Origin of the sequence: Reyranella sp. (assembly GCF_017305915.1) — a bacterium.
Classification (GTDB): domain Bacteria; phylum Pseudomonadota; class Alphaproteobacteria; order Reyranellales; family Reyranellaceae; genus Reyranella.
On sequence record NZ_JAFKJN010000005.1, the window covers coordinates 186,349 to 205,880 of the forward strand.

18 protein-coding genes, 1 tRNA gene and 1 pseudogene are annotated in these 19,532 nt (G+C 67.4%); 4 read left to right on the top strand and 16 right to left on the bottom strand.

What is annotated here, in order from left to right:
- Positions 1-8 precede the first annotated feature (8 nt).
- The 3 genes and pseudogenes from J0J01_RS00920 to folK form a co-directional block, all read right to left on the bottom strand.
- Positions 9-2,189 carry a bifunctional (p)ppGpp synthetase/guanosine-3',5'-bis(diphosphate) 3'-pyrophosphohydrolase gene (locus J0J01_RS00920; RefSeq protein WP_296378246.1) on the bottom strand — a complete coding sequence of 727 codons (2,181 nt, stop codon included), beginning with the start codon at positions 2,187-2,189 and terminating at the stop codon, positions 9-11.
- A 142-nt stretch (positions 2,190-2,331) separates the two neighbouring features.
- A pseudogene (gene rpoZ, locus J0J01_RS00925) lies at positions 2,332-2,646 on the bottom strand (DNA-directed RNA polymerase subunit omega); the annotation flags it as partial.
- Positions 2,647-2,958: 312 nt separating this feature from the next.
- Complete coding sequence (gene folK, locus J0J01_RS00930; RefSeq protein ID WP_296378247.1) at positions 2,959-3,465, bottom strand: 2-amino-4-hydroxy-6-hydroxymethyldihydropteridine diphosphokinase; 507 nt, start codon at positions 3,463-3,465, stop codon at positions 2,959-2,961.
- Between the two features lie 146 nt (positions 3,466-3,611).
- Between folK and J0J01_RS00935 the strand changes: the two genes are divergently transcribed.
- The 3 genes from J0J01_RS00935 (at position 3,612) to J0J01_RS00945 (ending at position 5,581) form a co-directional block, all read left to right on the top strand.
- Complete coding sequence (locus J0J01_RS00935; protein ID WP_296378248.1) at positions 3,612-4,226, top strand: NYN domain-containing protein; 615 nt, start codon at positions 3,612-3,614, stop codon at positions 4,224-4,226.
- A gap of 19 nt (positions 4,227-4,245) precedes the next feature.
- Complete coding sequence (locus tag J0J01_RS00940) at positions 4,246-4,896, top strand: uracil-DNA glycosylase (protein WP_296378249.1); 651 nt, start codon at positions 4,246-4,248, stop codon at positions 4,894-4,896.
- A gap of 88 nt (positions 4,897-4,984) precedes the next feature.
- Positions 4,985-5,581: a hypothetical protein gene (locus tag J0J01_RS00945; protein WP_296378250.1), complete on the top strand. Its 597-nt coding sequence runs from the start codon at positions 4,985-4,987 to the stop codon at positions 5,579-5,581.
- A 245-nt stretch (positions 5,582-5,826) separates the two neighbouring features.
- Here J0J01_RS00945 and J0J01_RS00950 read toward each other — a convergent pair whose 3' ends face one another.
- From J0J01_RS00950 to J0J01_RS00995, 10 genes are all read right to left on the bottom strand, one after another.
- Entirely contained in the window at positions 5,827-6,309 is a 483-nt protein-coding gene (locus J0J01_RS00950) for a glutathione peroxidase (RefSeq protein WP_296378251.1), read from the bottom strand.
- 10 nt (positions 6,310-6,319) lie between these two features.
- Complete coding sequence (locus J0J01_RS00955) at positions 6,320-7,006, bottom strand: sulfite oxidase-like oxidoreductase (RefSeq protein ID WP_296378252.1); 687 nt, start codon at positions 7,004-7,006, stop codon at positions 6,320-6,322.
- A gap of 62 nt (positions 7,007-7,068) precedes the next feature.
- On the bottom strand, positions 7,069-8,601 hold the full coding sequence (locus tag J0J01_RS00960; protein WP_296378253.1) for an acyl-CoA synthetase: 1,533 nt from the start codon (positions 8,599-8,601) through the stop codon (positions 7,069-7,071).
- Positions 8,598-9,194 carry a TetR/AcrR family transcriptional regulator gene (locus J0J01_RS00965; RefSeq protein WP_296378254.1) on the bottom strand — a complete coding sequence of 199 codons (597 nt, stop codon included), beginning with the start codon at positions 9,192-9,194 and terminating at the stop codon, positions 8,598-8,600. Before J0J01_RS00965 ends, J0J01_RS00960 begins: the two co-directional genes overlap by 4 nt.
- Before the next feature lie 39 nt (positions 9,195-9,233).
- Positions 9,234-10,397 (bottom strand): aminotransferase class V-fold PLP-dependent enzyme, encoded by a 1,164-nt coding sequence (locus J0J01_RS00970; protein ID WP_296378255.1) that lies wholly within the window; start codon positions 10,395-10,397, stop codon positions 9,234-9,236.
- A gap of 112 nt (positions 10,398-10,509) precedes the next feature.
- Positions 10,510-11,682, bottom strand: coding sequence for an isovaleryl-CoA dehydrogenase (locus J0J01_RS00975; RefSeq protein ID WP_296378256.1), 1,173 nt, complete (start codon positions 11,680-11,682; stop codon positions 10,510-10,512).
- Positions 11,679-12,167: a hypothetical protein gene (locus J0J01_RS00980; RefSeq protein WP_296378257.1), complete on the bottom strand. Its 489-nt coding sequence runs from the start codon at positions 12,165-12,167 to the stop codon at positions 11,679-11,681. The genes J0J01_RS00975 and J0J01_RS00980 overlap by 4 nt, the downstream gene beginning before the upstream one ends.
- A 239-nt stretch (positions 12,168-12,406) precedes the next feature.
- Positions 12,407-13,768, bottom strand: coding sequence for a magnesium transporter (gene mgtE / locus J0J01_RS00985; protein ID WP_296378258.1), 1,362 nt, complete (start codon positions 13,766-13,768; stop codon positions 12,407-12,409).
- Positions 13,765-16,110: an NADP-dependent malic enzyme gene (locus J0J01_RS00990; RefSeq protein WP_296378259.1), complete on the bottom strand. Its 2,346-nt coding sequence runs from the start codon at positions 16,108-16,110 to the stop codon at positions 13,765-13,767. The genes mgtE and J0J01_RS00990 overlap by 4 nt, the downstream gene beginning before the upstream one ends.
- Before the next feature lie 26 nt (positions 16,111-16,136).
- Positions 16,137-16,221, bottom strand: a tRNA-Leu gene (locus J0J01_RS00995).
- 111 nt (positions 16,222-16,332) lie between these two features.
- On the opposite strand from J0J01_RS00995, the gene lipB reads away from it, so the two are divergent.
- Positions 16,333-16,992 (top strand): lipoyl(octanoyl) transferase LipB, encoded by a 660-nt coding sequence (gene lipB / locus J0J01_RS01000; protein WP_296378260.1) that lies wholly within the window; start codon positions 16,333-16,335, stop codon positions 16,990-16,992.
- Positions 16,993-17,061: 69 nt separating this feature from the next.
- Here lipB and J0J01_RS01005 read toward each other — a convergent pair whose 3' ends face one another.
- From J0J01_RS01005 to J0J01_RS01015, 3 genes are read right to left on the bottom strand one after another with little or no spacing between them, the layout of a single operon-like run.
- On the bottom strand, positions 17,062-17,343 hold the full coding sequence (locus J0J01_RS01005) for an acylphosphatase (RefSeq protein ID WP_296378262.1): 282 nt from the start codon (positions 17,341-17,343) through the stop codon (positions 17,062-17,064).
- A 4-nt stretch (positions 17,344-17,347) separates the two neighbouring features.
- Positions 17,348-19,300, bottom strand: coding sequence for an acetyl/propionyl/methylcrotonyl-CoA carboxylase subunit alpha (locus J0J01_RS01010; RefSeq protein ID WP_296378468.1), 1,953 nt, complete (start codon positions 19,298-19,300; stop codon positions 17,348-17,350).
- A gap of 5 nt (positions 19,301-19,305) precedes the next feature.
- Complete coding sequence (locus J0J01_RS01015; protein ID WP_296378264.1) at positions 19,306-19,524, bottom strand: 2TM domain-containing protein; 219 nt, start codon at positions 19,522-19,524, stop codon at positions 19,306-19,308.
- Between the last annotated feature and the right edge of the window lie 8 nt (positions 19,525-19,532).

Genomic DNA, 19,532 nt, shown 5'->3' on the forward strand with positions numbered 1-19,532 from the left:
TACTCTGGTTAGTTGCGCGCGCGCTCGACGGCGTTGATGGCGGGAGTGGCGCGCAGCGCCGCGGTGATGTCGGCGAGGTGCTTCACGTCGGCGACCTCGACGTCGATCACCATGTCGAAGAAGTCCATCGAGCGGTTGACGATGCGCAGGTTGGAGATGTTGCCCTCGTGCCGCGCGATGACCGTCGAGAGGCTCGACAGGCTGCCCGGCTGGTTGGAGACGGTGATCTTGAGCCGGCCGGTATAGGCGCCGCCACCGCTGTCGCTCACCGAGTCCCAGCCGACATCGATCCAGCGCTCCGGCGTGTCGGAGAAGCTCTCGAGCGTGGCGCAGTCGATGGTGTGGATGGTGACGCCCTTGCCGGTGGTGATGATGCCGACGATGCGGTCGCCCGGCAGCGGATGGCAGCAGCGCGCGAAATGCACCGCCATGCCGGGAATCAGCCCGGTGAGCGCGATCTGGCGCTGGCCGTTGTCCTTCTTGGCCGCCTCGCGCGCCTTGCCGGCCTTACTGCGGGCGCGGCTGATCGGGACGATGTCGGCGCCGCCCTGCTTGCGCGGCTGCTTGAGGCCGGGATAGACGGCGGTCAGCACCTCGCGCGAGCCGGTCAGGCCCGCCCCGACATTGGCGATCAGGTCGTCGACGCTCGCCTGCTTGAAGTTGGCCTTGACGCCCTCGAGGCCCTTGTCGGTGACCTCGTAGCCTTCCTCGTGAAAGGTCTTGTCGAGCAGCGAGCGGCCGAGCTGCAGGTACTGCTCGCGCTGGCGCACGCGGATGAAGCGGCGGATCGCGGCCTTGGCCTTGCCGGTGACGACGAAGCGCTCCCAGGTCGGCGACGGCGTCTGCGCCTTGGAGGTCACGATCTCGATCTGGTCGCCGTTCTGCAGCTGGGTGCGCAGCGGCAGCATGCGGCCGTTGATCTTGGCGCCGACGCAGGTGTCGCCGACCTGGCTGTGCACCGCGTAGGCGAAGTCGATCGGCGTCGCGCCGCGCGGCAAGGAGATCAGTTTGCCCTTGGGCGTGAAGCAGAACACCTGGTCCTGGAACATCTCGAGCTTGGTGTGCTCGAGGAACTCCGCCGCGTCGGGCGCCTTGTCGAGGATATCCATCAGCGAGCGCAGCCACGCATACTGCGGCGCGTCGGTCGACGGCCCGCCCTGCTTGTAGATCCAGTGCGCCGCGACGCCGCGCTCGGCCTGCTCGGCCATCTCGGCGGTGCGGATCTGGATCTCGATGCGCTGGCCGTGCGGGCCGATCACGCCGGTATGCAGCGAGCGGTAGCCGTTGGGCTTGGGGACCGAGATGTAGTCCTTGAAGCGCTGTGGCAGCATCTGGTAGCGGCCGTGCAGCAGCCCGAGCGCCTGGTAGCACTGCGCCGTGTCGGCGACGATGATGCGGAAGGCCATGATGTCGGCGAGCTGCTCGAATGACACGTTCTTCTGCTGCATCTTGCGCCAGATCGAATAGGGCGTCTTCTCGCGGCCCGAGACCTGGGCGTCGAGCCCGCCGTCCTTCAGGGTCCTGGTGAGCTCCGCTTCGATCTGCGGAACGATTTGCTCGCCCTTCTCCCGCAGGTAGCCCAGCCGCGCCTGCACCGAGGCGCGGCCGTCGGGATTGAGCTCGGCGAAGGCCAGCTCCTCCAGCTCGCGCTTCACCCTCTCCATGCCGATGCGCGAGGCCAGCGGTGCGTAGAGGTCCATGGTCTCGCGCGCGATCCGCCGGCGGCGCGCCGGTTCCTTGATGTGCTGCAGCGTCCGCATGTTGTGCAGCCGGTCGGCGAGCTTCACCAGCAGGACGCGGATGTCGGTCGACATGGCGAGCACCAGCTTGCGCAGGTTCTCGGCTTCCTTGGTGGTTTCGGACTGGACCTCCAGGCGGGAGAGCTTGGTGACGCCGTCGACCAGCTTGGCGATCTCCTCGCCGAACAGGCGCGCAAGCTCCTCGCGGGTGGCGTCGGTGTCCTCGAGCGTGTCGTGCAGCAGGCCGGTGACGATCGAGGAGGTGTCCAGCCGCATCTCGGCCAGGATGCCCGCGACCTCCACCGGATGGGAGAAATAGGGGTCGCCGGAGGCGCGGAGCTGGGTGCCGTGCTTCTTCAGGCCGTAGACGTAGGCGCGGTTCAGCATGTCCTCGTCCGCATCCGGATCGTAGGAATGCACGCGCTCGACGAGTTCGAACTGACGAATCATGGCAATCGTCGATTATATGGGGACGATTGCTTCCGCTCCACGCACAATGCGCGAATAGCAGGGCTGAGCCCTGCTATTACGAGCGTACCGAGCGCTACTCCGTGATGTCGTCTTCCTCGGCCATCGGCAGCGCCTTGGGCTGAGCGGCTTCCGCACCGCCCTGCGCCAGCGCCGCGGCAAGCTCCTGCTCGAGCTCGGCCATCTCGTTGACCTCCTCGGGCTTGTCAATGTCGGCGTGCTTCTGCATGCCCGAGATCAGCTTGTCCTTGAGGACGTCCTGGTCGAGCTTGACCTCGGCGATCTCGCGCAGCGCCACGACCGGGTTCTTGTCGCGGTCGCGATCGATGGTGATCTGGCTGCCGCCCGAGATGTCACGCGCGCGCTGGGCGGCATACATGACCAGCTCGAAACGGTTGGGCACCTGCAGGATGCAGTCCTCGACGGTGACGCGCGCCATTCAAGACCTCGGGTTTCGCGGAAGCGGCGGGTTATACGCGGCCAAGAAGGCCTTGGGAAGGCAATTTAGAGGGATGCTTTGCGCTGTGTCCTCAAGGGCTTATCCCGGCTTTCCCAGCCCGCGCGCCCGCCCCAGAACGTGTTTTACGACCGGCCTCTTCGTCGGGGCCGCCCACGCCCGGATTCGGCGGACGGCCGGACGCGTCCAATACCGATTCTATAAGGGTTTTCGTCGAGAATCCGGGAATCCGGCCCCACCCCCCAGGCCGGACACATCCGGACATGTCCGGATGCGCCGGACGAGAGAGTGCAATTATCCCGCGCGCTCGGCGATCTGGTCAGCTGGCAAAGCGGCCAGCAGGTCCGCGATCGCCTGTCCGGTGACCGGATGGCGCCAGTCCGGCGCCAGATCGGCCAGCGGCCGCAGCACGAAGGCGCGGCCGGCCAGGCGCGGATGCGGCAGGGTTGCCTTCCCCGGTCCGCCCGGGGCGATTTCCCCGCAATAATCCAGCAGATCGAGGTCGATCGGGCGGGCGGCGTTGGGCACCGTCCGCGCCCGGCCGAACGCCGCCTCGACGGCATGCAGCTCGGCCAGCAGCGCATCCGCCGGCAGGTCCGAAGCCGCTTCGACGACGGCATTCCAGAACCACGGCTGGTCCGACGCCGGCACCGGCGCTGTGCGGTACCAGGGTGACCGGCGCACCGTCCGCACCCCCCGCCGGCCCAGTTCCACAAAGGCCGCCTCCAGGGTCTGGCGGGGCGAGCCGTAGCGCTCGTGCGGAAGATTTGCCCCTGCGCCTAGGAATATTGAGTTATGCATGCAAAGATTCCGGCAACCCCTTGTAATCAATGTAATAGCGGCCTAGACTTCATGCGCAGTAGGAAGGGTGTGGGTTACTGGGTTCCTACTGCTCAATAATAATTTTTCGCCCCCTCTGTATATAAATCGAAAAGGACAATTACGTCATGAAAGGTAATTTTTACGAAAATGAGCGCACGGCCCTGTTCATTGACGGCGCCAACCTCTACTCCGCCGCGCGCTCCCTGGGTTTCGACATCGACTATCGCCGGCTGCTGAAGGTGTTCCGCGAGAAGGGCCGCCTGGTCCGCGCCTATTACTACACCGCGCTGGTCGAGGATCAGGAGTATTCGCCGATCCGGCCGCTGATCGATTGGCTGGACTACAACGGCTACACCATGGTCACCAAGCCGACCAAGGAATTCACCGACGCCATGGGCCGCCGCAAACTCAAGGGCAACATGGACATCGAGCTGGCCATCGACGTGCTCGAGATGGCCGAGCATCTGGACCATGTGATCCTGTTCTCCGGCGACGGCGACTTCCGCCGCCTGGTCGAGGCGGTGCAGCGCCGGGGCCTGCGCGTCTCGGTGGTCAGCACCATCAAGTCTTCGCCGCCGATGGTGGCCGACGAGCTGCGCCGCCAGGCCGACGACTTCATCGAGCTCGCCGAGCTGGCGCCGCTGATCGCGCGCAATCCGGGCGAGCGCACGCCGCGCCCCGCCGGCCAAGGCGACGCCGGCACCGAGGACATCACCGGCCAGCTGATGCGGACGGCCTGATCGACCCCCTGTCCGACAAGTGGCCGTCTCGCCGTTCGAGGAACCGCCTCTCGATTGTCCGCGCTGCGTCAGGCTCGTGGCCTTCCGCCACGCGCTGCAGGGCAAGTATCCTGACTGGAACAACGCGCCCGTCCGTTCGTTCGGCTCGATCGACGCCGGGCTGCTGATCGTCGGCCTGGCGCCCGGCATGAAGGGCGCCAACCGCACCGGGCGGCCGTTCACCGGCGACTATGCGGGCGACCTGCTCTATTCGACGCTGCTCGAGTTCGGTTTCGCCGAGGGCACCTACAAGGCCGATCCCAACGACGGCCTGCGTCTGGTCGATGCCCGCATCTGCAACGCCGTGCGCTGCTTGCCGCCGGAGAACAAGCCCTTGCCGGTCGAGTTCACCGCCTGCCGGCCCTTCCTGCAGGCCGAGCTGGCGGCGATGCCGAACGTCAAGGTGCTGCTGGCGCTCGGCAAGGGCGCGCATGACCAGATCCTGCGCGCGCTGACGGTGCGGCCGGCCGGCAGCTATCCCTTCATCCACGGCCGCCTGCACGAGCTGCCGACCGGCTTGCATCTCGCCGACAGCTATCATTGCTCGCGCTACAACACGAACACCGGGCGGCTGACCACAGCGATGTTCCACGACGTCTTCAGGACGATCCGGAACATCCTGGCGCCGTGACCAGGCCGGCGATCCGCGAGGCTATTGACTGACCGCGCTCGGGTGCCGGTATGATCCGCGCTCGGACCGTGTGATCGAGGTGAGCGTCATGAGATTGCTCGCGCACCGTACCCTCGTCGACGCCGCGCGCCTGCACTACGCGCAGCCGCATCGCGCCTATCACAATGCCGCCCATCTCGACGAGCTGATCGCGCTCACGCGCGAACACACGCCCGATCTCGACGAGGCCGAGCAGCTCGCGCTGCTGTTCCACGACGCCGTGTACGTGCCCGGCGCGCCCCGCGGCGACAACGAACGGAAGTCGGCGGCGCTGATGGCCGCGACCGTGGACACGCTGGCGCTCGACCACCCCGATCTCGCGCTCGCCGAGTCCGTCCTCGAGCGCGCCGCCCGCATCATCGAGGCGACCACCCATGCCGAACCGCCGCCCGCCGAAGCCGCGCGGGTCTGCGATCTCGATTTGTGGCGGCTCGCCGCGCCGTGGGAGGCTTTCTGCCGGTACGCGCTGGGCATTCGCCGCGAGTACCTGCACCTGTTCGCCGACGAGGCCGCCTTCTGGCAGGCGCGCAACGCCTTCTACACCACCATGCTGGCCAAGCCGCGCCTGTTCGCGACCGACCGGTTCTTCGAGCGGTTCGAGCAGCCCGCCCGCACCAACATGCGGCGGGCGCTCGCCGGGCATTAGGGCGCGATCATCTGAAGTCGAAGCAAGGCCTTCCCCCCATTCATATGGGGAGGTGGCGCCGTCTGCGCCTTTTCGAACGGAGTTCGAAAACGCGTTGGCGACGGAGGGGTCACGGGCGACAATGCAACTGCTGCCTATGACCCCTCCGTCGGCCTAAGACGCCAACACCTCCCCATATGAATGGGGAGGGTTGCTTCGCGCGATTCCAACGAGACCAATTTCGCTCCAGGCGAGAGGACGTCCCGTCAGCCTGCGAGCATCATATCGATCTGGCCGGTGATCTCCGACGACGTCGGGCTGACCTTGCTCGGCCAGGAGCCGGCGAGCTTGCCCTCCTTGTCGATCAGGTACTTGTGGAAGTTCCACCGGTGCGCCGCCGCCTCTCCCGCCTCACCCGAGATCCACTGATAGAGGCCGTGCGCATCGGCGCCGACCACCTTCTGCTTGGCCGTCATCGGGAAGCTGACGCCGTAGTTGGTCTCGCAGAACTTTGCGATCTCGGGCTCGGTCTTGGGCTCCTGCGCGCCGAAGTCGTTCGACGGCACGCCGAGCACTACCAGCCCCTTGGGTCCGTAGGTCTCGTGCAGCTTCTGCAGCTCCTTGTACTGCGGCGTGAACCCGCAGAACGAGGCGACATTGACCACCAGCACCGGCCGGCCCCTGTACTGCTTGAGGTCGATCGGCTTGTGGTCGATGCCGGGGAAGGTGAAATCGTGCGCCGATGCCATGTCACATCTCCTATAGGCCTTCTGAGGCCTCATCGTCGTATCTCTGCTCGCGCCAGGGATCGCCGTAATTGTGGTAGCCGCGCACTTCCCAGAATCCCGGTTTGTCGAGCACCGAGAACTCGACGCGCTTGATCCACTTGGCGCTCTTCCAGAAATAGAGCTTCGGGAGAACGACGCGGAGCGGTCCGCCGTGTTCCCGGCTGATCGGCTGGCCGTTCCAGCTCCAGGCCAGCAACACGTCGTCGGTCGCGAAATCGGCCAGCGGCACGTTGGTCTTGTAGGTGTCGTAGGAATGGAAGATCACGTGCTGCGCGTCGGCCTTGGGCTTGACCCGGTCGATCAGCGTGCGCGCGGAAACGCCTTCCCACTTGTTGTCGTAGCGCGACCACGCCGTGACGCAGTGGATGTCGGTCGTCAGCTCGACCTTGGGCAGCGCCCTGAACTCCTCCCATTTCAGGGTGGCCGGGTTCTCGACATCACCGTCGACGAACAGCCGCCAAGCATGCAGGGGGATCTCGGGCTGGATGCCGAGGTCGAGCACCGGCCAGGTCTCGACCAGCCGCTGGCCGGGCGGCAGGCGCTCGGACGGCAGTGCCGTCGTGCCGGTGAGCAGCCGGCCGTCGGCCGCCCACTTCTGCTTGCTGTCGATCAGCTTGTCCTTGAGCTCGCCCGACAGGGTGACGTCGTCGTCCGCCATTGAAGAACCTCTATCAGCTCTCCTCCCCTTCGCGGATTCCGCGAAGGGGAGGAAGTGATTCGCTAGATCGACCTTCCAGACTTCTCCCAATATGGGCTGCGGAGCTTGCGTTTGAAGATCTTGCCCGAATCCTCGCGCGGCAGGCTGGCGCTGAGCTCGACCACCTTCGGCACCTTGTAGCGCGCCAGGTGCTGGCCGAGGTAGCCGCGCACCGCCGCCGCGTCGAGTGCCGCGTCCGGCAGCGGCTCGACATGGGCGCAGATCTGCTCGCCGAACTCCTCGTCGGGGATGCCGAACACCGCGCAGTCGCGCACGCCCGGCATCTGGATCAGGATGGATTCGATCTCGGCCGGATAGATGTTGACCCCGCCCGAGATGATCATGTCGCGCTTGCGGTCGCACAGGAACAGGTAGCCGTCTTGGTCCTGGTAGCCCATGTCGCCCACGGTCACGAGGTCGCCCAGCGCGATCTCGCGCCGCTTGGCGTCGTCGTTGTTGTAGGTGAACTCGCTGTAGAGCGGCCCGCGCAGGTAGATCTCGCCGACCTCCCCCGGCTTCACGTCGCGGCCCTGCTCGTCGACGATCCGCATAGTGGCGCCGGCGACGACGCGGCCCACGGTGCCGGGCTTCTTCAGCGCCTCGGCCGAATCGTGCCACACCACGATGCCGGTCTCGGTGGCGCCGTAGTACTCGTTGATCACCGATCCCCACCAATCGATCATCTGCCGCTTCACCGCCGGCGCGCAGGGCGCGGCGCCATGGGTGATCCAGCGCAGCGACGACAGGTCGTACTTCGCCTTCACCTCGGCGGGCAGGCGCAGCAGCCGCACGAACATCGTCGGCACGATGTGCATGTGGCTGACCTTGTGCCGGGCGATCAGCCGCAGCATGTCCTCGGCCTCGAAGCGCGGCTGCAGCACGATGTGCAGCCCGAGCCGCGCGCTCTGCATGCCATAGGCGGCGGGCGCGGAGTGGTACATCGGCCCGTTCATCATCACCACCGTCGAGGGATCGCTCACCAGGCCCCAGTGCTTGCCGATCTCGGCGGCGCCCTTGGCCTGCTGCTCGGGGGTCGAGGGCTCTCGCTTGACGCCCTTGGGCCGGCCGGTCGTGCCCGAGGTGTAGATCATGCTGCCGCGCGAGGCCTTGGGCGGCGCCGTGTTGGGCGCGCTGCGCGCCACGAAGGCGTCCCACAGCTCGACGCCTTCGGGGGCGCCGCGCTTCTCGGTCGGCACGGCGTAGGCGTCGCAGATCTCGATCGGCGTCGGCACGACCAGCACCTTGGTGCCCGCCGGCACGCCGGCCGCGACCTGCGGAAGCAGGTCGGCATGGATGACCAGCGCCTTGGCGCGGCAGTCGCCGAGGATGTAGCCCGCCTCCTCGGCGGTGAAATGCCAGTTGATCGGCACGGCGTAGGCGCCGAGCTGGCCCGCCGCCATGTTGACCTCGAAGGTCGCGAAGTCGTTGCGCAGCATCAGCGCCACGCTGTCGTCCTCGCCGATGCCTAGGCCTGCGAAGCCGCCAGCCGCACGCGCGGCATTGGCCGCGATCTCCGTCCAGTTTCTGAAACGCTCGCCCGAGGTGACGCCGGTCATTTCCTGCCCTTTGCTCCCTTCACCAGCGTCGGCCCGAGGAACGCCGCCAGCTTCTTGTAGTCCGGTCCGTGCTCCAGCATGCCCGACTGGTGCAGCATGACAATGCCGTGCAGCGCCGCCCACTGGGCGTAGCCGAACAGCACCGGATCGGCGTCGATGATGCCGGCCTGGGCCATCTCCTCGGCGCCTCGGGTGATGAAGCGCGCCGCCCGCTCGGCCGCGCCGTGCAGCTCGGCATGCGATTCGTCGATCGGCGCGTCGATGTCGAACATGATGCGATAGGCATGGGGGTTCTTGAGCGCAAAGCCGATATAGGCCTCGACGATGCGCCGCCCGCGGCCATCGGCCGGCCCCTTGGCCGCCGTATCGAGCGCGTCGGCGAACTTGGCGAAGGCCTGTGCCCGCACCGTCGCCAGGATGTCGGCCTTGTCCTTGAAGTAGCGATAGGGCGTCTTGGGGCTGCAGCCCAGCGCCTCGGCGAGCTGGCGCATGGTGACGCCCTCGTAGCCGTGGCGCGCGAACCGCTCGGTGGCGACCTTGCACAACTCGTTGCGAAAGTCGGCGATGTCCTGCTCAGTGAGGTAACGGGGCATGATCTTTGATACACAGCGTGTACCGAAAGACCGCCAGCGTCAATCGCCCAATCGCTTCAGCACTTCCGGCAGCAATTCCGCGAGGCGCTCGTAGTCGCCGATTTCGTTGTAGGCGTAGGCCGACAGGCGCAGCCACAGCGCTCCATCCAGCGGATGGGCCGGCGCGTCGGTGCTGGCCGCCTGAAGCGCCTGCCGCACCCTCACCGCCTCCGACCGCTTCGATGCGAGCGCGATCGGCAAGCGGACGAGCCCCATGCTGCCCGCCATCTCGGGCAATGCGCCGACCTCGGTCTTCAAGGCGCCGGCGACCAGCGTCGCCGCCTCGGCCGCAAGCTTGCGATTGCGCTCTCGCAACGCCGCACCGCCCAGCTTCTCGTAGAAGGCGATCGAGGCCGGCAGCGACAAGAAGGCAGACGGATCCATCGTGCCCGTCCAGTCGAACTCCGCGGTGAAGCCGCCGCCGTAGCCGTGCGAGATGGTCACCGGATGCAGGTCGTCCCGGCGGTCGGCGCGAGCATAGATGAAGCCGCAGCCCTTCGGGGCACACAGCCATTTGTGGCAGGTGCCGACGTACCAGTCGACGCCGAGCCCCTGCAGATCGAGCGGAACCTGGCCCGGCCCATGAGCGCCATCGATCAGGACCGGCACGCCGGCGGCATGGCACAGCCGGACGATATCCTCGACCGGCAGCACCAGCCCGCTGGGCGAGGTGATGTGGTCGATCACGGCGATGCGGGTGCGCCTGGTGATCGCCCGCTCGATGCTCTTCACGATGGAAGCGGGCTCGGGACGCGGAAACGGGATGTCGGCGATCACCGCCTTCGCGCCGGCCTGCTCGGCGACGTAGGCGATGGTGTTACGGACGGCGTTGTAGACATGGCTGACGTGAAGGACCTCGTCTCCCGCCGCAAAGCGCATCGATCGCAGCACGGCGTTCGCACCGCTCGTCGCATTGGGCGAGAACGCGACGCCCTCCGGGTCGGCGCCGAGGAAATGCGCCAGTGCCGTGGCGGCCTCGCGCAACGCGCCCGGCAGCTCGAGGAAGAAGAAGCGCGTCGGCTGCGCCTCCATGCGCTGGCGCCAGCGATCCTGCTCGGCGCGCACGGCGAGAGGCGTGGCGCCGTAAGAGCCGTGGTTGACGGTCAGGAAATCGGGGTCGAGGCCCCATTCGTGCCGAATGGAAGTGCCCAGAGCAACCGTCACGGCTGGGAGCGCGCCACTCCCGTGGCGCTCATGAGAACGTTGAGGCGAGACGAATGTAACTTCTTCATTGGCTGAGTATGCCATGAGCGCCACGGGAGTGGCGCGGTCCCAGCTACGCCGTCTCGGCGAACAGCTCGCGGCCGATCAGCATGCGGCGGATCTCGCTGGTGCCGGCGCCGATCTCGTAGAGCTTGGCGTCGCGCAGCAGGCGGCCGGTCGGGTAGTCGTTGATGTAGCCGTTGCCGCCCAGCAGCTGGATGGCGTCGAGCGCCACCAGCGTCGCCTTCTCGGCGGCGTAGAGGATCGCGCCGGCGGAATCCTTGCGCGTGGTCTGGCCGCGGTCGCAGGCCTTGGCGACGGCGTACACATAGGCCTTGCAGGCGTTCATCGTGGTGTACATGTCGGCGAGCTTGCCCTGGACGAGCTGGAACTCGCCGATCGGCTGGCCGAACTGGCGGCGCTCATGGACATACGGCACGACGATGTCCATCGCCGCCTGCATGATGCCGATCGGCCCGGCCGCCAGCACCGCACGCTCGTAGTCGAGACCGCTCATCAGCACGTTGACGCCCTTGCCGACCGCGCCCAGCACGTTCTCGGCCGGGATCTCGCAATCCTCGAACACCAGCTCGCCGGTCGACGAGCCGCGCATGCCCATCTTGTCGAGTTTTTGGGCCACCTTGAAGCCTTTGACGTCGGTGGGAACAATGAACGCCGTGATGCCGCGCGAGCCGGCGCTGGGATCGGTCTTGGCATAGACCACGATCACCTGCGCGTCGGGGCTGTTGGTGATCCACATCTTGGTGCCGTTCAGCACGTAGCGGTCGCCCTTCTTGTCGGCGCGCAGCTTCATCGACACCACGTCGGAGCCGGCCCCCGATTCGCTCATCGCCAGGCTGCCGACATGCTCGCCGGAGATCAGCTTGGGCAGGAAGCGCTTCTTCTGGTCGTCGGTGCCGTTGCGCCGGATCTGGTTGACGCAGAGGTTGGAGTGCGCGCCGTAGCTGAGGCCGACCGCGGCCGAGGCGCGGCTCACCTCCTCGACGGCGATGACGTGCTCGAGATAGCCCAGCCCCGCGCCGCCATACTCCTCCTCCACGGTGATGCCATGCAGGCCGAGCTCGCCCATCTTGGGCCACAGCTCGCGCGGGAAGCGGTCGGTCTTGTCGATCTCCGCCGCGATCGGCGCCACCTGGTCGGCCGAGAAGCGCTGGACCTGCTCGCGCAGCGCGTCGGCGGTCTCGCCGAGGCCGAAGTCGAACGGCGGCATGGCATTGGGGATCATGATTTCTTGCCTCTTTCAGACGGGGGCCGCTCGGGCACCGGCGGGCCGTCAGCCGACGGCGCCACCCGGACGGTGATACTGATCAGCTTCCAGTCGCCGTCCCAGGCGACGAAGTCCATCTCGAAGCTGACCCGGGTCGGGTCGGTCGGGAACAGGCCACGCAGGACGAGCTTGCCCTGTGGATCGACGAAGGGCGGCTGGCCGCAGACCGGCGACCGCGCGCAGACGATGTCGATGTCGACGTTCTTCTCGTTGAACTCGCGGAAGCTCTGCTTCAAGCGATCCGGCGTGAATTGCTGGCGGAACGGCCCGCTCAGCCGCGCATGGAAGACGCGGTAGTCGCCGGTCAGGTTGGCGTCGTTCAAGGTCATCAACGTGGCCTTCACCAGCGCTTCCAGCGGCTTGGGCGCGGGCACCTGGTTCTGCGCCCACGCCGGCACCGCCAGCAGCAGCAGCAACAGTGCTCCTCGCACGACCGCCGTCATCGTCCGTCCCCCGCGGGCGACGATAGAGCGGTTTCCGATTGGCGGGAAGCGCCCGCGCTCCCGCCAATCGGAAACGCATCCTGCGTCGATTGCGAGCACGACGAGGCGACCCGCCTGCTCGCCGCTGCCGGCAGCCACCCGCGCCGTGCTGCTGGCCTGGCGCGGCGACGGCCGACGACCGCCTCGCCCTCGCGCGCTGATCCGTCGGTGGGAAGTCCGTGGGAAGTCCGTTGGAAGTCCTATAGCAGGAAGAGCGTCGCCAAGCCGAGGAAGGCGAGGAAGCCGATCACGTCCGTCACCGTCGTCAGGAACACCGTCGAGGAGACGGCGGGATCGACGCCGAACTTCTGCAGCCCGATCGGGATCAGGGTGCCGGCCAGCGCCGCGGCGACGAGATTGCAGATCATCGCCGCGCCGATCACCGCGCCGAGCCGCCAGTCGTGGTACCACAGCACCACGGCGGCGCCCATGATCAGGGCGAAGATCATGCCGTTCATGCCGCCGACCGCGATCTCCTTGGCGATGAAGCGCAGCGCGTTGGCCGGCGTCAGCTCGCCCATGGCGAGCGCCCGCACCGCCACGGTGACGGTCTGGGTGCCGGCATTGCCGCCCATCGAGGCGACGATCGGCATCAGCACGGCGAGCGCCACGATCTTCTCGATCGCGCCCTCGAACTGGCCGATCACCAGCGAGGCAATCACCGCGGTCAAGAGGTTCACCGCCAGCCACAGGCCGCGCAGCCGCACCGTGCGCACCGTGTTGGCATGCATGTCGTCGTGGACGACGCCGCCCATCTTGAGCAGGTCCTCCTCGGCCTCCTCGTCGATCACGTCGACCACGTCGTCGACCATGATCACGCCGAGCAGGCGGCCCTTGTCGTCGACGACCGGGCAGGAGACGAGGTTCTGGTCGCGGAACAGGTGGGCGACGTGCTCCTTGTCGGCCGTCACCGTCACCGACGGGATGTCGGGATCGACGATGTCGATCACCGGCACCGGACGCTTGCTGCGCACCATGCGGCCGAGCGGCACCGAGCCCTTCAGCCGGCCGCTGCGGTCGACCACGAACAGGTCGTAGACGTCCTCGGGCAGGTCTTCGGCCTCGCGGCAGTAGTCGATGACCTGGCCGACGCTCCAGCTCTGCGGCACCTTGACCAGCGAGCGCTGCATCATGCGGCCGGCGCTGTCCTCGGGATAGGCGAGCGCGGTCTCGATCTCGTCGCGCTCTTCCGCGGTCAGCTCGGCCAGGATCTCCCGCCGCTCCTCGTCGGGCAGATCCTCGAGCAGGTGGGCGGCGTCGTCGGTCTCGAGGTTGCGGGCGGCGGCCGCGATCTCCTTGCTGTCGAGCTGCTCGAGGACCTCGTCGCGCACGGTCTCGTCGAGCTCGGTCAGCACCTCGGGATCGAGATCGCGCCGCAGCAGGGCGACCAGCGCCTCGCGCTCCGGCTCGGAGACCTGCTCGAGCACGGCGGCCTGGCCGGCCGCGCTCAGCTCCTCCAGCAGATGCTTGGCCTGGTGGTTGCCGCCCTCGGCGAGCGCTTCCGCGATTTGCCGGACCAGGTCCGGCGTCACCTCGTCGAGCGCATCGCCTTCGCTGCTCATTCGCGCGCCTCGGCCAGGCGCTGCGCCTCGACGACGCTGAGCGCCGTCATGTTGAGGATGCCGCGCGCCGTCACCGATGGCGTCAGCACGTGGGCGGGCCGCGCGGTGCCGAGCAGCATCGGGCCGATATGCAGGCCGTCGGCCGCGCTCTTCAGCAGGTTGAAGGCGATGTTGGCCGAGTCGAGGCTGGGGCAGATCACCAGGTTGGCCGCGCTCTTGAGCCGGGAGTTGGGGAACACGCTGTCGCGGATCTCGGGATCGAGCGCGGCGTCGCCGTGCATCTCGCCGTCGACCTCGAGCGCCGGTGCCCGCTTGTGCAGGATCGCCACGGCCTCGGCCATCTTGACCGCCGAGGGCTGCTCGGAGCTGCCGAACAGCGAGTGCGAGATCAGCGCCACCTTGGGCTGGATGCCGAAGCGCAGCACGGCGTCGGCGGCCAGCAGGGTGATCTCGGCCAGCGTCTCGGCGTCGGGATCGACGTTGACGTACGGATCGGCGATGAACAGCGAGCGCGTCGGCATGACCAGCATGCTGAGCGCCGCCATGTGCTTGGTGCCCTCGCGCCGCCCGATGACGTCGCGGACATGATTGAAATGCGTGCGAAAACGGCCATAGGCGCCGGCGATCATGGCGTCGGCATCGCCGAGATGGACGGCGAGCGCGGCGATCAGGGTCGGGCTGGAGCGCACCAGGTTGCGCGCCGTCGGGATGGTGACGCCGCGGCGCTCCATCAGCGCGTGGTAGGCACCCCAGTATGTGTCGTAGCGGGCGTCGCTCGACGGATCGATCAGCTCGCAGTCGGTGCCCGGGCGGAAGCGCAAGCCCAGGCGCTCGGCGCGGCGGCGGATGATCTCCGGCCGGCCGATCAGGATCGGGCGGGCGACCTTCTCGTCGAGGATGACCTGGGTGGCGCGCAGCACGCGGTCGTCCTCGCCGGCGCTGAAGATCACGCGCTTGGGATTGGCGCGCGCCTGCTCGAGCACCGGCCGCATCACCAGGCCGGACTTGAAGACGAACTGGCTGAGCTGCTGGCGGTAGGCGTCGAAATCGGCGATCGGCCGGGTCGCGACGCCCGAATCCATCGCCGCCTTGGCGACGGCGGGGGCGAGCTCGACGATCAGGCGAGGGTCGAACGGCTTGGGGATGATCTGGTTGGGACCGAAGCCGCCCACCGTCTCGCCGAAGGCGCGGGCGACCACTTCCGACGGCTCCTTGCGGGCTAATTCGGCGATCGCGCGCACGCAGGCGATCTTCATCTCGTCGTTGACCGTGGTGGCGCCGACATCGAGCGCGCCCCTGAAGATGTAGGGGAAGCAAAGGACGTTGTTGACCTGGTTGGGATAGTCGCTGCGGCCGGTCGCCATGATGGCGTCGTCGCGGACGCCGGCGAGCGCCTCGGGCGTGATCTCGGGGTTCGGGTTGGCCAGGGCGAAGACCAGCGGCTTCTTCGCCATCTTCGCCGCCATCTCGGGCTTCAGCACGTTGGCCGCCGACAGGCCGAGGAAGATATCGGCATCCTCGATCACCTCGCCGAGGGTGCGCGCCGCGGTGTCGCGGGCGTAGCGCTCCTTCCACGGGTCCATCAGCTCGTTGCGGCCCTTCCAGACCACACCGGCGATGTCGGTCACCCACATGTTCTCACGCGGCAGGCCGAGCTTCTCGAGCACACCGAGGCACGACAGCGCCGCGGCGCCGGCACCGGACACCACCAGCTTTACCCTGGCGATGTCCTTGCCGACCAGCGCCAGGCCGTTGAGCATGGCGGCGCCGACGATGATCGCGGTGCCGTGCTGGTCGTCGTGGAACACCGGGATCGCCAGGCGCTCGCGCAGCTTCTGCTCGACGTAGAAGCACTCGGGCGCCTTGATGTCCTCGAGGTTGATGCCGCCGAAGGTCGGCTCGAGGGCGGCGATGACCTCGACCAGCTTCTCCTGGTCGGGCTGGTTCAGCTCGATGTCGAAGACGTCGATGCCGGCGAACTTCTTGAACAGCACGCCCTTGCCTTCCATCACCGGCTTGGCGGCGAGCGGGCCGATCGCGCCCAGGCCCAGCACGGCGGTGCCGTTGGTCACCACGCCGACCAAATTCGCACGCGCCGTGAGTTCAGCCGCGGTCGCCGGATCGCGCACGATCTCGTTGCAGGCCGCGGCGACGCCGGGGGAATAGGCAAGCGACAGGTCGCGCTGGGTGGCCAGCGGCTTGGTCGGGACGACCTCGATCTTCCCGGGGCGGGGGATGCGGTGATAGCGAAGCGCGCCGTCGGTCAACTCATCCGCCAAGCTCGCCTCCACCCGTCCCCAACAGACAAAAAGGGCCGCCCCGGTGAGGGGCGGCTTCTCCATTACCTTTTCGATCGAACCGGCGAGTTTGGTGCGGCCAAGAAGACTCGAACTTCCACGCCTCGCGGCACTAGCACCTCAAGCTAGCGCGTCTACCAATTCCGCCATGGCCGCGCCGGTTCGATGCGGCGGGGGATACCAAATAGCCCCCTGAGTGGCAAGACAGAGAGACGCAGCGATACCCCTGCCCTTGCGCCCGCGGCGATAAATACCGATTTTGGCACAATGATGCGGCCGGAATGGCGAATCTCGGACGGGCTCGTCCCCTATGACGAGGCCCTGGCGACCATGGAAGCACGGGTCGCCGACATCCGCGCCGGCCGGGCCGAGGAGCTGATCTGGCTGCTGGAGCATCCGCCGCTCTATACCGCCGGCACGAGCAGCAGGCCCTCGGATCTGCTGCAGGCTCGCTTCCCGGTCCATGTCGCGGGCCGCGGCGGCCAGTACACCTATCACGGGCCCGGTCAGCGGGTGGTCTACACCATGCTCGACCTGCGCCGCCGCCGGCAGGACGTGCGGCGCTTCGTGTCCGATCTCGAGGACTGGACCATCCGCACCCTCGCCCGCTTCAACGTGCGCGCCGAGCGGCGGGACGGCCGGGTCGGCGTCTGGGTCGCGCGCGACGGTCGCGAGGACAAGATCGCCGCGATTGGCGTGCGCATCCGCCACTGGGTCTCGTTCCACGGCCTGTCGATCAACGTCGAGCCCGACCTGTCGCACTATGGCGGCATCGTGCCCTGCGGAATCTCGCAGCACGGCGTGACCTCGCTGGTCGATCTCGGCCTGCCGGTCACGATGACCGACCTCGACATGGCCCTGGCCGAGACCTTCGACGAGGTGTTCGGCGCTCCGGCAGAGAGCAAATCGCTCCAATTGTCGTCCTGAGCGCTTTCCGTGGACCGCGTGCATCTTGCGCGCTCATGAGCGGGCTGGAAGCCCGCGGTCCACTGAGCCTCACTCCGTCGGCAGCCGCGTAAAGCCTGCGGGCAGGATGTCGAGGTCGACCGGCTCGACGTCGATCTCGTCGACGCGGGCGAGCGAGGGGCCGCGGCGGCAGGCTTCGATCATCTGGCCGACAGCGTCTTCCTCGCCGACGATCAGCGCCTCGACGGCGCCGTCGCGGCGGTTGCGCACCCAGCCGGTGAGGCCGAGCCGCAGGCCGGTGTCGATCGCCCAGTCGCGATAGCCCACACCCTGCACCCGGCCGCTGATGGTGAGGCGGGCCTGCAATGCCATCGGCTCAGGCGAACTCGATAATCTTCTGATCGACCTTGAGGCTGTCGCCGGCCTTGGCGTGCAGGGTCTTGACCGTGCCGTCCTGCACCGCGCGCAGGACGTTCTCCATCTTCATCGCCTCGACCACGGCAAGCGGCTCGCCGGCCTTGACCTCCTGCCCCTCGGTCACCGCGACCGAGGCCAGCAGGCCCGGCATCGGCGACAGCAGGAACTTCGAGGTGTCGGGCGCCGCCTTGACCGGCATCAGGGCATAGAGCTCGGCCTGGCGCGGCGTCAGCACCAGCGCGTCGGCCTGGCCGCCCTCATGGACGAGGCGCCAGCCCGAGCCCACGGCATCGACCTGCACCGCCACGTCCTGGCCGTCGATCTTGCCGTGCAGCAGCGGCTCGCCCGGCACCCAGCCGGTCTGGATGCCGATGCTGCGATCGCCGACCTTGACGGTGAAGTTGCCGTCCTTGCCGGTGACATTGAGCGCCACCGGCTCGCGGTTCAGCATCACCGTGCGCGTGTCCTGGGTCACGCCGCTGCGCTCGTCGCGTACGCGCTCGACCACGGCGGCGACGGCGGCCAACACCGCGGGGTCGCGCGGCGGCAGGTGTTTGGCAGTGAAGCCGCCCTTGAACTCCTCGGCGATGAAGTTTGTGGTGAGCCTGCCTTCGCGGAAGCGCGGATGGGCCATCAGCGCGGCCAGGAACGGCACGTTGTGCGACACGCCACGAACGTAGAACTCGTCGAGCGCGCGGCGCATGCGGTCGATCGCATCAGGCCGGTCCTTGCCGTAGGTGCAGAGCTTGGCGATCATCGGATCGTAGAACATCGAGATCTCGCCGCCCTCGTACACGCCGGTGTCGACGCGTACGTCCGAGCCGGGCATCGGCTCGCGGTACTTCACCAGCCGGCCGGTCGACGGCAGGAAGTTGCGGAACGGATCCTCGGCATAGACGCGCGCTTCGACCGCCCAACCCTCAAGCTTCACGTCCTTCTGCGCGAACGGCAACCTCTCGCCGGCGGCGACGCGGATCATCAGCTCGACTAGGTCGAGGCCGGTGATCAGCTCGGTCACCGGATGCTCGACCTGCAGGCGGGTGTTCATCTCGAGGAAGTAGAAGTTCCGGTTTTTGTCGACGATGAACTCGACAGTGCCGGCGCTCTTGTATTGCACGGCCTTGGCCAGCGCGACCGCCTGCTCGCCCATCGCCTTGCGGGTCTTGGCGTCGAGGAACGGGCTCGGCGCCTCCTCTATCACCTTCTGGTGCCGCCGCTGGATCGAGCACTCGCGCTCCCAGAGGTAGACGCAGTTGCCGTGGCCGTCGGCGATCAGCTGGATCTCGATGTGGCGCGGCTCCTCGACGTATTTCTCGATGAACACGCGGTCGTCGGCGAACGACGACTTGGCCTCGTTGGTCGCCGACACGAAGCCTTCCCTGGCCTCGGTGTCGTTGTAGGCGATGCGCATGCCCTTGCCGCCGCCGCCGGCCGAAGCCTTGATCATCACCGGGTAGCCGACCTTCTGCGCGATCTTCACGGCCTCGTCGGCATCGGGGATCGCCGCGAGATGGCCCGGCACGGTGCTGACGCCGGCGGCCTGCGCGAGCTTCTTGGACTCGATCTTGTCGCCCATGGCGTAGATCGCATGCGCGTCGGGCCCGATGAAGACGATGCCGGCATCGGCCAGCGCTTTCTGGAATTCCTGCTTCTCCGACAGGAACCCGTAGCCCGGATGCACCGCCTGCGCGCCGGTCTTCCTGCAGGCCTCCACGATCCTGTCGACCAGCAGGTAGGACTGCGTCGCGGGCGGCGGGCCGATGAACACCGCCTCGTCGGCCTGGCGCACATGCAAGGCGTCGGCATCGGCCTCGGAATAGACCGCGACCGTCTTGATGCCCAGCCGCTTGGCCGTGCGGATCACGCGACAGGCGATCTCGCCGCGGTTGGCGATCAGGATCTTGTCGAACAGCTTGCTCATGAGCCTTCCTTGTTGCGGTCAAAGAGGCCCATCGACCAGGCCGTATGGCCAGCGATGATCGGCATCCAGACCATCAATACCCAAAGCCACCACGGATACGCGCGCGTGAAGAGGGCGTTGACGGCAATCAGCACCATCAGCGTGAACATCGCGACGATCACGTGCAGCCGCACCGACCTCCGGCGACGGAACCGCTCTTCGGGGCTGATCGCCATCACCACAC

Coding starts and splice junctions, on each gene's coding strand:
- J0J01_RS00920 (WP_296378246.1), bottom strand. CDS start 2,189: ATGATTCGTCAGTTCGAACTCGTCGAGCGCGTGCATTCCTACGATCCG.
- folK (WP_296378247.1), bottom strand. CDS start 3,465: ATGCATAACTCAATATTCCTAGGCGCAGGGGCAAATCTTCCGCACGAG.
- J0J01_RS00935 (WP_296378248.1), top strand. CDS start 3,612: ATGAAAGGTAATTTTTACGAAAATGAGCGCACGGCCCTGTTCATTGAC.
- J0J01_RS00945 (WP_296378250.1), top strand. CDS start 4,985: ATGAGATTGCTCGCGCACCGTACCCTCGTCGACGCCGCGCGCCTGCAC.
- J0J01_RS00950 (WP_296378251.1), bottom strand. CDS start 6,309: ATGGCATCGGCGCACGATTTCACCTTCCCCGGCATCGACCACAAGCCG.
- J0J01_RS00955 (WP_296378252.1), bottom strand. CDS start 7,006: ATGGCGGACGACGACGTCACCCTGTCGGGCGAGCTCAAGGACAAGCTG.
- J0J01_RS00960 (WP_296378253.1), bottom strand. CDS start 8,601: ATGACCGGCGTCACCTCGGGCGAGCGTTTCAGAAACTGGACGGAGATC.
- J0J01_RS00965 (WP_296378254.1), bottom strand. CDS start 9,194: ATGCCCCGTTACCTCACTGAGCAGGACATCGCCGACTTTCGCAACGAG.
- J0J01_RS00975 (WP_296378256.1), bottom strand. CDS start 11,682: ATGATCCCCAATGCCATGCCGCCGTTCGACTTCGGCCTCGGCGAGACC.
- J0J01_RS00980 (WP_296378257.1), bottom strand. CDS start 12,167: ATGACGGCGGTCGTGCGAGGAGCACTGTTGCTGCTGCTGCTGGCGGTG.
- mgtE (WP_296378258.1), bottom strand. CDS start 13,768: ATGAGCAGCGAAGGCGATGCGCTCGACGAGGTGACGCCGGACCTGGTC.
- J0J01_RS00990 (WP_296378259.1), bottom strand. CDS start 16,110: ATGGAGAAGCCGCCCCTCACCGGGGCGGCCCTTTTTGTCTGTTGGGGA.
- lipB (WP_296378260.1), top strand. CDS start 16,333: ATGATGCGGCCGGAATGGCGAATCTCGGACGGGCTCGTCCCCTATGAC.
- J0J01_RS01005 (WP_296378262.1), bottom strand. CDS start 17,343: ATGGCATTGCAGGCCCGCCTCACCATCAGCGGCCGGGTGCAGGGTGTG.
- J0J01_RS01015 (WP_296378264.1), bottom strand. CDS start 19,524: ATGGCGATCAGCCCCGAAGAGCGGTTCCGTCGCCGGAGGTCGGTGCGG.